Here is a 12,207-nt window from a genome sequence, read left to right on the forward strand (position 1 = left end):
GCCGACCTCGCCGCCACCCCGCCCCCTGCCACCACCGCTCGACGCCGAGCTGCGCGGCGCAGCGCCCCGCCTCGGCCGCACCCCGCCGGGCCGTCCTCGCCGGGCGTCCCCACCTTCGTCCCGCGCCCGCCGCCCCCAGTGCCGTACGGGGCGACCTCGGCCCCGAGCGCAGCGCAGACCGGGCGGAAGTCGGGGTCGGGCGGCAGGGCCCGGGGCCGGGGTGGGGGTCGGGTGCGGCGGCTCGCGGCGGGCGGTCGAGGGGGGGGAGGGCAGGGGGCCGGCTCGGTTCGGGGCCAACGGGATGGGTGGGGCTGGGTTTTCCGTGGGGGCCGGTGGGGCGGGCGCTGTCGCCGTCGGGCAGTGGCTGACGGGGCGGTGGGTGGTGGGCGGGATGTGGCAGGCGGGCGGAGGCTCGTACGACCGCAGGCCGGCCGTCGGGGACGCCGCGTTCGGGGCGTCCCGCCGGACCGCAGGGGCTCGTCCCAGGCATCACGTGGGCCACTGGAGCCCCAGTCCAGCCCGGCTGGAGGGACGATATTGAGCCAGTACCGGAGAGTTCGGTGCTGGGGTCAGCGAGCTCAGCGTGGCGCAATCACGCTTCTACTCTCCGTGACCGTCACCTTCCGTGACGCCCTTGGCCCGGCGGGTGGACGGGCGGCCTCCGGCCCGTCGGAGGCGCGCGGTCCGGCCGCCCATCGCGAACGGGACATCCGCGGACGGCTTCAGCCGCGCCATTTCGATGCATCGAGCATTCAAGAGCGAAACGCGGCTGTCGGGCGGACGCACCAGTGCTGGCACAGGGTGTCGGCCTGCCACTAGGACGATCCGCACAACCGGGCCGCCGCCGGGTCTCGCGCGGCCGACCCGTCGCGCCGTGCCCGGCCGGGCACGCTCCACCCGCCGAACGGTCGCACGTCGGCGTACGTGGGCGTACGTCGTCGTACGTCCGGGCGCTGTACCACCGGCGTCCAAGGCCCGCCGCCCGAAGGCCCGGCGGGTGCGCGGCCGACACGGACGGCCGGGCGGCCGGGGGCCGGGCTGCCAGCCGGTCCACCCGGCCCGGGCAATGCGGTCCCGGCGGCGGAAAACGTACGCGGGGCGGTGCGTGCGCGGTGCGGGTGGCCGGTGGGGCGGTTCGAGACGCTGCCGGGACGTCCGGGCGGGGCGGCGGCGCAGAAGCGGAATCCCGGGCCGAGCCGTACCGGAACCTCGTACCGGAATCCTGAACCAGGCCGGAACCGCCCCGTCCGCCCCGGAAACGCCCCAAGGCGCGTCCCGGCAGATCGCGGGCGCGCCTTGGTTCTCGTTCCGGTTCTGGTTCGCGTACTCGTGCTCGTGCTCGTGCTCGTACTCAGCGGAGTCTTGCCGGCGAGGGAGGTCCCGCAAGCCGCCGTGCTGTCGTGCTGTCGTCGTGCTGTCTCGTCTTCGTGGTTCGAGCCCGCCCCGGCACCCCCGCACGCAAGCGCGCGCTGCTCGTTTCAGTAGGCGAGTTCGCTGCTGCTGCCGCCTGGGGCGCTGGCGCTGGCTTCGACCAGGGCGTCGGCGACGGTGCTGACCTGCGGGAGCCACGGGCGCAGGGTGCCGCGGGCGGCCGGGCGCGGGGCCCGCTCCCAACGCACCTGGCCGGCGCCGATCTGGGACGGCGGCAGCGCCACGTACCCGCCGTCGCCGTGGAAGCGCAGCGAACTCGGCACCCAGTCCTGGCTGTGCAGCAGTTCGCCGAGTTCCTCCAGCGAGTACGGGGCGACCAGCAGCGACCAGCGGGTCGGGGTCGCGACGACGGGGCCGATGGTGACGCCGGCCCGGTCAAGTGCGGCGACCGCGCGGGCGCCGGCGACGGCGGGCAGGCTGACCGCGCACGGCGCCTGGTTGCCGGTCGCCAGGATGATCGGCGCGGTGGGCCGGTTGGTCCACCACCAGCGCACCATCCGGGCGTCGGTGGTCGCCGCCAGCAGCCCCGGGTCGAACGGGTGGGCGCCGGGAACCACGCAGTCCGGATGTGGGCAACTGCACTCGCCGGGCCTCCCACCAGGAGGAATGCCGGCTCCGGGAAGGATCGGCCAGCGCCACTCGGTGGCGCAGGTGAGCGCCGCGCCGAGCAGCGCCGTCCTCCTGCCGCGCCGCATCGAGAACTTGCGTCGCCTACCGGGGATCTCGCGCATGAGCGCTCGTTCCTTTCCGTGAACGCCGAGGGCTGCGGACTGCCCCGCGGGGCAGCGGACGTTTCATCTCCATGGCGTCGCTGGTCTGGGCGACGCATGGCACTGCGGTGGCACTGCTCACACGGTGGCACTACTGGACACTGCTGGCACTTCAAGCACTTCTGGCACTTCGAACGCTGCGCTCTGCTCGCAGCATCGCTTCACTTCGCTTGCGCGGTGCGGCGTCGAGCCGACGCCGTCGATCACATTTCGTGAACTCATGTCACTGCACGTGCGGGGGGTATGCCTCTCCCCAACCGTGCCACCCGAGGAGCCCCCTGCGGCCGAGCGTGGACCGTGGCGAGGGGTGGCGTGCGCTGCGCGCTTGCCCGCTCTTACTCAGTGTGCGTCCCCCGCCACCGCTGAGGGTGGGCTCGACCGTCATCGATGAAGACGTTCGGACCCGCGATGGGGTTCCGGGTCGACCCAACTACCCCCGCCCTTCAACAAGTGCATACCCGCCGAAGTGGGTATGACGCGCTGCCGGATGACGACAGTCGACCGCAATTTGACGACTCGGAGGGCATTTTCGAGACAACTTCGATTCGCCACAGACACCACCAACCCCACCTACCCAGTGCTAGACATCGCCTGACGGGTACGTGTACATGTGGAGCATTCATAGCGGCGCAACATGACATGGGGGTTTGCGATGCTATTGAGGAGAATGCCCCTGCCTTCCGATCCCGCTCACTGGGTCGATAAAGCGCCACGAATCAGAAAAAAGACGGGCACTTCCCCCGAGACGCAATGCACCATCGGCGGCCGGCCACTATCCAGCACCGGGCGTGGTCAACCATGACGGCGCGGAGACTTCCAAAAGCGGCTGGAATCGATTCATCTCTTCCGGGACCCTCTCACAATCCCGAGCCGGCTCCAGCCGCTCCTTCCTCGCGCACCGGCGGCGCTGCATCGGCGCACCAGCAGGCCACGTCACCCTCCGTGCTCGACGCGGGCCGGTTGCCGTCCGCCAGCACGCCGTACACCGTCGTCCAGGACCGGCTCGCGGGGTGGGTGTCCGACCTCACCACGCTGCACGAGCTCACCGAGCGGCTCGCGCACGCGACCACGCTCGACGACGCGCTGCGCGAGTTGCTGCGCGCGGGCGCCTCGCTCGTCGGGGCGCAGCGCGGCATGGCCGCCCTGGAGCCCGCCGACGGACTCGGCCCCGCCCTCACCATCGGGCTCGGTCTCGGCCACGCGGAACTGGGCCACATCGAGACCATCCCGCGCGCCTCGGGCTCCGTCGGCCGGCTCCTGGACGGGCTGCCCGAGCCGGCCGCCGGCGCGGGAGGCGGCACCCGCGCCGCGGCGGGAGACCCCGCCACCCACACCGCACCCGGTGCCACCGACACCCGCCCCACGACCGGCACCCGCGCCGCCCCCGGCGCGGCCCACACCCCCGCCACCGGCCCCGACGCCCCCACCACGGTCGGGAGCTGGCCCACCGAGGACGCGCATCCCGACATCGCCGGCGAGGACGACCTCGACCCGCGCCACCGCGAGGTGGCCGCCCGGCTCGGCTACGCCGCCAGTTACGCGCTGCCGCTGGAGGCCCGCGGGCAGCAGCCAGCCGGGTACGGCGACGAGCCGGCGGCCGAGACCGCCGCCGGGGCCGACCCCACCACCGGCCTCGACCCCACCACCGGCCTCGACCCCGCCACCAGCCCGGACCCAGCCGCCGGGCCCCGCGCGGGCCGTGCCCTGGCGACGGCGGCACCACCGGACCCGCCGCGCGGCCGGCTCGGCGCCGTGGTCTGGCTGTACGACGAGCCGACCGAGCCGACGGCGCGCCAGCGGCACCTGGTCGGCCTCTACACCAGGTACGCGGCCGAGCACATCGCCCGCCACGTCGAACTCCACCGGGACCGCCGTACCGTCGCCACGCTGCGCGAGGAGCTGCTGCCGAGCCGGCTGCCGCGGGTGCCCGGCGTCCGGCTCGCCGCGCGGCACCACACCGGGCCGTTCGGCGGCGGCCACTGGTACGACGCGCTGGCGCTGCCCGACGGCGCGCTCGGGCTCAGCATCGGCGGGGTCACCGGCGGCGGGCCGAGCGCGGTCGCGGCGATGGGGCGGCTGCGCGCCTCGCTCCGCGCGTACGCCGTCCTCGAAGGCGAAGACCCCGTCGCCGTCCTCTCCGACCTGGAACTCCTGCTCCGCCTCACCGAGCCGGCGCGCGCGGCCACCGCGCTCTTCGCGTACTGCGAACCGGCCCACCGGACGGTGGTGCTGGCCGGGGCCGGGCACTGTCCGCCGCTGCTGATCGGCACGGAGCGGACGCGGTACGTGGAGACCTCGCTGTCCGCGCCGCTGGGCATGCTCGCCTGTTGGGAGGCGCCGAGCGTGGGCGTGTCGCCGGAGCCGGGCGACACGCTGCTGCTGTTCAGCGACGGGCTGCTGCACCGCACCGGCGCGCCCATGGACCGGGCGTTCGCCCAGGTGCACGCGGCGGCGGCGAGCGTGCCGAAGGCCGCCCTGCACGACCCGGACGCGGTGGTCGACCACGTGCTGCGGACGGTCATCGCACGGTCGGGCACGGGCCAGGGCCGTCCCGATGGCACCTCGCTGACCAGCGACGACGAGGACATCGTGCTGCTCGCGGCGCGCTTCGACTGATCGGTGGGGCGACAGCGCGGCAGGTCGCGCGGGACGTCCGGATCGGGATGGGTCCGGCGGCCGGCCGGTGGCCCGGGCCAGGTCGGTCCGGGCCCCGACGGGGGTCCTGGCGGGCAGGTCGGGACGGACCCGGCGGGCATCCGGGGCGCGGTGCCGGGACGCCCGCCGCGCGGCGCCGGCGCCCGGCCGCGGGTGCGGTGTGCGGCGCCGGGCCAGGTCAGCGGGGTGGTGGACGGGGGACGGCGCGGCCGGACCCGGGGTGGTGGGCCGCCCGTGCCGAGCGGCGGCCAGCCGCGGTCCAGACCAACGCTGGCGTTCCCAGAACCCGCGCGTGAGCTGCTGTTTTCGGTCCTCTGGCCATCGGTGGGGCCGGGCCCTCCGAAGTAGGTGTCGCTCACACATACGATGGAGAAGGTCCCCAGGCCCGAGGCCGGGGCGGTCCAGTTCGAGGAGGAGACGTGACCGAGGAGCCCACTCCGGAGACCCTGGAGAGCGACAAGCCGATCAAGCAGCGCAAGAACACGCTCTACCACGGCGTGTCCGACGAGCTCGCCACCAACATGCAGAGCGGTTGGGCCGACACCGAGCTGCACGACCTGCGGCCGATCCCGCAGGTCGAGCACACCGCCCGGCGCCGCGCCGCGCTCTCCGCCCGCTTCCCCGGCGAGCGGCTGGTGATTCCCGCGGGCAACCTCAAGACCCGCTCGAACGACACCGAGTACGCCTTCCGCGCCTCCAGCGAGTACGCGCACCTCACCGGCGACCAGACCCAGGACGGCGTGCTGGTCCTGGAGCCGACCGGGGCGAGCGGCCACACCGCGACGCTGTACCTGCTGCCGCGTTCCAACCGGGAGAACGGCGAGTTCTGGCTCGACGGCCAGGGCGAGCTGTGGGTGGGCCGGCGCAACAGCCTCGCCGAAGCCTCGCAGCTCTACGGCCTGCCCTGCGCGGACGTGCGCGAGGTCGCGGAGAAGCTGGCCGAGGCGTCCGGGCCGGTCCGCGTCGTCCGCGGGCACGACGCGGGCATCGAGGCGGCGCTGACCGACAAGGTCACCGCCGAGCGGGACGCCGAACTGCGCTCCTTCCTCAACGAGCTGCGCCTGGTCAAGGACGAGTTCGAGATCGGCGAGCTCCAGAAGGCCGTGGACTCCACGGTGCGCGGCTTCGAGGACGTCGTACGCGTACTGGACAAGGCCGAGGCCACCTCCGAGCGCTACATCGAGGGCACCTTCTTCCTGCGCGCCCGGGTCGAGGGCAACGACATCGGCTACGGCTCCATCTGCGCGGCAGGACCGCACGCCACCACCCTGCACTGGGTGCGCAACGACGGTGCGGTGCGCCCGGGCGAGCTGCTGCTGCTGGACGCCGGCGTGGAGACGCACACCCTCTACACCGCCGACGTCACCCGGACGATGCCGATCAACGGCACGTTCACCGCGCTCCAGCGGAAGATCTACGACGCGGTGTACGCGGCGCAGGAGGCCGGCATCGCGGCGGTCAAGCCGGGCGCGAAGTACGTCGAGTTCCACGAGGCGTCGCAGCGCGTGCTCGCCACCCACCTCGTGGAGTGGGGCCTGCTCGAAGGCCCGGTCGACCGGGTGCTCGAACTCGGCCTCCAGCGCCGCTGGACGCTGCACGGCACCGGGCACATGCTCGGCATCGACGTGCACGACTGCGCCGTCGCCCGCCGCGAGACGTACGCCGACGGCACCCTGGAGCCGGGCATGTGCCTGACCGTGGAGCCGGGCCTGTACTTCCAGGCTGACGACCTGACGGTGCCGGAGGAGTACCGCGGCATCGGCATCCGCATCGAGGACGACATCCTCGTGACGGAGGACGGCAACCGGAACATGTCGGCCGCGCTGCCGCGCACCGCCGACGAGATCGAGCTGTGGATGGCCCGCCTGAAGGGCTGACCCCGACGGGCCCCGAACCCGACGGGACCCGAACCCGACGGGACCCGACACTCCCGGCACGACGGCCACGGCCCGGTGACGAAGCACCCGACGAGCTTCGTCACCGGGCCGTGGTGCGTGTGGCGCTGCCGCTGGGGTGTGGGTGTTGCTGGGGGTGCGCCGCTGGCGGTGGGTGGGTGGGTGGGTGCCGCTGGGGTGGGTGGGTGTTGCGGGGTGGGTGGGTGTTGCGGGGTGGGTGGGTGTTGCCGGGGTGGCTGCCGCTGCGGTGTGGGTTGCTGAGGTGCAGGCTGCCGTACGGGCCCGCCCGGCGCGCGGTCAGCCGTCGTGGGCGCCGCCGTCCTTCTGCCTTGGTACGCGCTCGGGGTTGGTGCTGGAATTGGCGGCGGACTTGGTGGCGGAGTTGGTGGTGGTACGGGCCTTGGCGCCGGACGCGGTGCCGGTCTCGGCCTCGGCACCCGCCTCGGCCCCAGCCTTGACATCGGTGCAGGTCAGCGAAGGGTTCTGGGCGTCGGAACCGGCCGTGGCCGACGCCGCCGGCGTGAAGGCGCCGGCGCGGGCCGCGACGTACGTGGCCGTCGCCGTGGTCTCGGCCAGGTGCTCGTCGATCTGGCCGCGGGAGACCAGCAGCCGGTAGTAGAAGGGCGCGCCGAGGGCGGCGATCACCTCGTCCGCGTCCGTGTCGGCCGGCACCTCACCGCGTTCGACGGCGCGCACCACCAACTCGGCCGCCTGGCCCCTGCGGTCCTGGAAGAAGTCGCGCAGCATCTCGGCCGCGTACGGGTGGCGCACCGCCGCGGCGATCACCGCCTCCATCACGCTGCGGTTGCGCGGTGCGCTGTAGAAGGAGCCGATGCCGAGCGAGAGCGCCCGCAGGTCGCCGCGGAGCGAACCGGTGTCGGGCAGCGGGATCTTGCCGCTCTGATCGACCATCAGCTCACAGATGACCCGCTCGACCGTGCCCCACCGCCGGTAGAGGGTCGCCAGGTGCACCCCGGCGCGCTGGGCGATCTTCTCCATGGTCAGCCCGCCGTAGCCGGCCTCGCCCAGTTCGTCGAAGGTGGCGGCGAGCACGGCGGCCCGGGTCCGCGCCGTACGACCGCCCGGCCGGGCCCTGCCTGGGGTGAGGCGTTCCTCGCTCATGCGCTCCCTGAGTTGCCCTTCCCGATCACGGCCCATATTCTCCAATCCAATCTAATGCGAACAGCCTCGCATTAGATTGTCCCAGCACGCCGTGTGGCAGGGGCCCCACAGGGGAGGACCTCTGCCATGCGGCAGGCTCACGCCCCCCACCTGCGCCGATGCACCGTACGGGCCCCGCTGCGACCGCCCGTCGATACGCCCCGTACGGGGGACGCGGCCCGCGCCGCAGGGCTGACGCCGCATGACGCGGCGCCGTAGACCAGCCCGTACGCGGAAACGCCGCCGGTCGCACCGTCACCCACGCCGCGGCCCCGTCAGCTCGCCGGGTCGCCCGCTCGGTCGCCCGCCTGCTGCTCGGCCACCGGTCGGGCGTCCGCCGTCGGCTGCTTCGCCGCGCGGCGGGGCCGCTTGCCCTGCGTCACGGCGAGCGCCGCGCCGGCCAGCAGCACCACGGCGCCCACCCCCTGGAGCCAGCCCAAGGACTCGTCGAGGAGCAGGGTGGCGCACAGGGTGTTGATCACCGGCACGTTGAACATCATCAGCGACGCCCTGCCCGGACCGACCTCGCCCACGCCGCGGTAGTAGAGCAGGTTGGCGACCGCGGCGGCGCCCACCGCGAGGTAGACCGCGTTCAGCCAGAGACTGGCCGGCAGCGCCGACCAGTCGGTGTCGGCCAGGTCGGGGGCGGCCAGCGCGGCGAGCAGTACGGCGCCCGCGCAGGTCGCGTACGTGGTGGCGCGCAGCGGTGCGATGCCGGCCATCACCCGCGGCCCGACCAGCGTGTACGACGCCCAGCACACCGCGCTCAGCAGGAACAGGAAGTCGCCCCACAGGCGGTCGGAGCCACCGCCCCCGCTGCCGCCGGCGCCCAGGAAGAAGACCGCCGCGCCGGTCAGCCCCAGGCCGAGGCCCGCCACGCGCGGCCAGTTCGCCCGCTCCCTGCCGGACAACAGCAGGAACGAGCTGGTCAGCACCGGGCTCATGACGGGCACCAGGATGCCCGCGTCCAGCGACGGCGCGAGCGAGAGCCCCCAGAAGAAGAACCCGTTGTACGCGAAGACGCCGAGCACCCCCGCCGCCCCGGCCAGCCAGGCGCTGCGGGCCGGCACCGGGGCTTCCCGCCGGTCGAACAGCCAGACCGCCGCCACCAACGCGATGGCCCCGCCGCCGAACCGCAGGAAGGCCCCCACGGTGTGCGGCACCTCGTCCACGACGGCCTTGGAGCTGGAGAACGAGCCTCCCCACAGCACCATGGTGGTCATCAGCAGCACATAAGGGTTGCTAACCCGTCCCCGCATTCCCATGGGCGGACACTGTGCCCGGCGCCGCGTCCCGTGCCTTGAACGCTGGTGCGGGGGTCACAATGGGCCCATGTCAGTGGGGAGGAACAGGGCCAGGTACTGGCGGGACGGCGCCCGCCCGCTGGAGGCCATGCACGCCGAGTTCCACGACCACGTGTACTCCCGGCACAGCCACGACACCTACTCCTTCGGCATCACCGACGAGGGCGCGCAGAGCTTCCGCTGCCGGGGCGCCGACCACACCAGTGCCGCCGGCATGGTGATGGCCTTCAACCCCGACGAGGTCCACGACGGCCGCGCCGCGGTGGAGTTGGGTTACCACTACCGCATCGTGCACATCGGCCCGTCGGTGGTGAGCGACATCCTCGCGGACGCCTCTGACGGCAGGTCAGGGGCGCTGCCGCTGTTCCTGCGCCCGGTGCTGACCGACCCGCTGCTCACCGCCGTGCTCGCCCGGCTGCATGCCACCTTGCTCGGCCCCTCCAGTGCGCTGGACCGTGAGGAGTTGCTCACCGCGGCCGTGTTGGCGATGGCCGAGCGCGGCGCGACCCGCACCCCGCTGCTGCGCTCGCTCGCCGGGGCCGGGCAGCGGCGGGCGGCCCGGCGGGCCCGCGCCCTGCTGGACGAGGCGCTGCTCGACCCGGTCTCCGCCCAGCAGTTGGCGACAGCGGCCGGATGCAGCAGGTTCGCGCTCTACCGCGCGTTCCGGGCCGAGTACGGCATGGCGCCCAGCGACTACCAGCGGCTGTTGCGGCTGCGCCGGGCACGGGCCCTGCTGTCCAGCGGGATGGCCCCGGCGGACGCCGCGGCGGCCTCCGGCTTCTCCGACCAGCCGCACTTCAACCGCTGGTTCAAGCGCACGTACGGCATCACGCCCGGCACGTACCAGCGCTCCGCGGGGTGACCGCGCCGCGAGTGACGACGCCGCGGGTGGGCCGCTCAGCGGGTTGGCCGTTCAGCGGGTTGGCCGTTCAGCGGGTTGGCTGCTCCGCCAGTCGTGCGCGCCATGAGCTGACCGCTGGGCTCATTGCGAACAAGGCCAGTTGACCATCCGTCAGGGTGCACACCCGCGCATCAACCGCCCCGCCCCTTGACCGCACGGGCAGCCGGCCGCCCGCCTCGTGCCCGTACATGAGGGTTCCGGGACCGGTCGACCGGCAGACGGCCACTGGGCATCGACGCCGGCACGGGAAGGAACACCGCAGCCGCCGTACGGGCGACACACCACCACGGGCGTACGGAAGGGGACCCGCCGCGTCCGCATGGCAGCACGCCACCCGCGTACGCGGCGGGGCCCCCACCCCGTCAGCCCGTCGTCTCGCCCGCCGGCTGCGGCTCCGTCGGGGGCGGGGCGGCGCCGGCCGACGCCGCGGGTCCCACCGGGCCGGCCGGTGGCGTGCCGGCGGCCGGCGCTTCGGTGGTGGCAGCGGCCCCCGCGGCGCCGGCACCTTCGGCCGCGGCCCCGTCAGCCGCGCCCCCATCGGACCCGACCGGCAGCCCGTCGGCCGGAGCGGACGGCGGGTCGGCCGGGCCCTGCGGCGCCCCGGGCGGATGGCCGACGCACCGCAGCAGCGGGCTGGTCATCACCGTCGTGACCAGCGCCACCACGGTGAGCAGGCCGAGCATCTCGGCGTTGATGAGGTGGGCCTCGTAACCGATCTGGAGGACGACGAGTTCGGTCAGGCCACGGGCGTTCAACAGGACGCCCACGGTGCACGATTCGCGCCACGGCAGCCCGGTCAGCCAGGCGGCGAGGCTCGGGCCGGCGATCTTCGCGAGGGTGGCCGCGGCCAACAGTGACAGCAGGGCGATGCCGGCCGCGCCGTCCAGGTGCAGCGAGCCCAGGTCGACGGTGAGGCCGAAGCCCAGGAAGAAGAAGGGCAGCAGCACCGTCTTGGCGGTGGTGGCCAGCGGCCTGACCGCGGCCGTCGCGCCCTGGTGCTCGTGCGGCCAGATCAGCCCGACCAGCAGGGCGCCGATGAGCTGGTGGATACCGAGCACCGCGGTGAGCGTGGCCGACACGCCGACGCCGACGACGAGGAACAGCATCACCCCGGACGCCGTCCCCATGCCGCTGGGCACCCGCTTGATGCCCTGCGCGAGCAGCCGCCGCAGCGGGCCCACGAACAGCATCGTCACGGCTACCACGGCCACCGCCCGGGCGAGCACGGTCAGCGGGTCGCTGCCGTGCGAGAGGGACAGCACCACCGCCAGCGCCAGCCAGCTCCCGCCGTCGCCGACGGCCGCGGCGAACAGGCTGAGCCGCCCCGGCCTGGTCCTGGACAGGTTCAGGTCGCTGAGGATGCGGGCCAGTACGGGGAAGGCCGTGATGCTCAGCGCGCACCCCACGAACAGCACGAAGGCCACCGGCCGCGTCCCGTCGGGCATGTACCGGTCCACCAGCGGCAGCGCCACCAGCACGCCGGCGGCGAACGGAACGAGCAGGGACGCCTGGCTGATCGCCATGGCCTGCCGGGCCGCGCCGCGCAGTTGCATCGAGCCCAGCTCCTGGCCGACGCCGAACATGAACAGCACCAGGCCGAGTTGGGCCAGTCCGTTGAACATCGGCACCACGCGCTCGGGGAAGAGCTGGTCCATCACCCCGGGCGCCACCGACCCCAGCAGCGTCGGACCGAGCAGGATTCCCGCGGCGATCTCCCCGATCACCCGCGGCTGCCCCAGCCGCTCCGCCAGCACTCCCATTCCATACGAGGCAAGTAATACCGCAGCGACACCGAGGAAGAAGTGTCCAGCGGTGTCCAAAAGCGGCTGCTGCGGAGGCTTCAGCTCTCCCTGCGAGGAATCCCCCTGAACCATTACCGAAATGGCAATGACCAGCGAAATGGGCAACGCTCCTGTCAAAAAGAGGGCGGCACAAACGCGCCACCGTCCGCTATTTCGCACAGGCTCCGACCGATGCATTCTCGCCAACTCCCCTCAATGGCACACCAGTTGATCCGAGTGACGTTCCCAGGAGAAAAGCGCAGATCAGACGCCCCGTCCAGCCAATGTGACGCAGGCCACAGGCACGTG

The 12,207-nt window shown here is 73.4% G+C and carries 7 protein-coding genes; 3 read left to right on the plus strand and 4 right to left on the minus strand.

Annotation, left to right across the window (positions count from 1 at the left end):
• Positions 1-1,478: 1,478 nt before the first annotated feature.
• Positions 1,479-2,162: a bifunctional DNA primase/polymerase gene (locus ACMA1D_RS06050; RefSeq protein WP_414722827.1), complete on the minus strand. Its 684-nt coding sequence runs from the start codon at positions 2,160-2,162 to the stop codon at positions 1,479-1,481.
• A gap of 981 nt (positions 2,163-3,143) precedes the next feature.
• Between ACMA1D_RS06050 and ACMA1D_RS06055 the strand changes: the two genes are divergently transcribed.
• Together ACMA1D_RS06055 and ACMA1D_RS06060 are read left to right on the plus strand one after the other, a co-directional pair.
• Positions 3,144-4,817, plus strand: coding sequence for a SpoIIE family protein phosphatase (locus tag ACMA1D_RS06055; protein WP_414722828.1), 1,674 nt, complete (start codon positions 3,144-3,146; stop codon positions 4,815-4,817).
• Positions 4,818-5,275: 458 nt separating this feature from the next.
• Positions 5,276-6,733 carry an aminopeptidase P family protein gene (locus tag ACMA1D_RS06060; protein ID WP_414722829.1) on the plus strand — a complete coding sequence of 486 codons (1,458 nt, stop codon included), beginning with the start codon at positions 5,276-5,278 and terminating at the stop codon, positions 6,731-6,733.
• A gap of 315 nt (positions 6,734-7,048) precedes the next feature.
• Here the strand turns inward: ACMA1D_RS06060 and ACMA1D_RS06065 are convergent, their stop codons facing one another.
• Together ACMA1D_RS06065 and ACMA1D_RS06070 are read right to left on the minus strand one after the other, a co-directional pair.
• Positions 7,049-7,873: a TetR/AcrR family transcriptional regulator gene (locus ACMA1D_RS06065; RefSeq protein ID WP_414722830.1), complete on the minus strand. Its 825-nt coding sequence runs from the start codon at positions 7,871-7,873 to the stop codon at positions 7,049-7,051.
• A gap of 314 nt (positions 7,874-8,187) precedes the next feature.
• A complete protein-coding gene (locus ACMA1D_RS06070; RefSeq protein ID WP_414722831.1) occupies positions 8,188-9,135 on the minus strand; it encodes a DMT family transporter in 948 nt (315 codons plus the stop codon).
• Positions 9,136-9,244: 109 nt separating this feature from the next.
• Here ACMA1D_RS06070 and ACMA1D_RS06075 point away from each other — a divergent pair, with 109 nt between their 5' ends.
• Positions 9,245-10,078 carry an AraC family ligand binding domain-containing protein gene (locus ACMA1D_RS06075; RefSeq protein ID WP_414722832.1) on the plus strand — a complete coding sequence of 278 codons (834 nt, stop codon included), beginning with the start codon at positions 9,245-9,247 and terminating at the stop codon, positions 10,076-10,078.
• Between the two features lie 401 nt (positions 10,079-10,479).
• Here ACMA1D_RS06075 and ACMA1D_RS06080 read toward each other — a convergent pair whose 3' ends face one another.
• Positions 10,480-12,096 carry a cation:proton antiporter gene (locus ACMA1D_RS06080; protein ID WP_414722833.1) on the minus strand — a complete coding sequence of 539 codons (1,617 nt, stop codon included), beginning with the start codon at positions 12,094-12,096 and terminating at the stop codon, positions 10,480-10,482.
• Between the last annotated feature and the right edge of the window lie 111 nt (positions 12,097-12,207).

It is taken from the genome of Streptomyces sp. 796.1 (assembly GCF_047525675.1).
Taxonomy (GTDB): domain Bacteria; phylum Actinomycetota; class Actinomycetes; order Streptomycetales; family Streptomycetaceae; genus Streptomyces.

Bases quoted from the DNA above. Each gene is read 5' to 3' on its own strand.
- ACMA1D_RS06075 (WP_414722832.1), top strand. From the start codon at position 9,245: ATGTCAGTGGGGAGGAACAGGGCCAGGTACTGGCGGGACGGCGCCCGC.
- ACMA1D_RS06065 (WP_414722830.1), bottom strand. From the start codon at position 7,873: ATGAGCGAGGAACGCCTCACCCCAGGCAGGGCCCGGCCGGGCGGTCGT.
- ACMA1D_RS06070 (WP_414722831.1), bottom strand. From the start codon at position 9,135: ATGACCACCATGGTGCTGTGGGGAGGCTCGTTCTCCAGCTCCAAGGCC.
- ACMA1D_RS06080 (WP_414722833.1), bottom strand. From the start codon at position 12,096: ATGCATCGGTCGGAGCCTGTGCGAAATAGCGGACGGTGGCGCGTTTGT.
- ACMA1D_RS06050 (WP_414722827.1), bottom strand. From the start codon at position 2,162: ATGCGCGAGATCCCCGGTAGGCGACGCAAGTTCTCGATGCGGCGCGGC.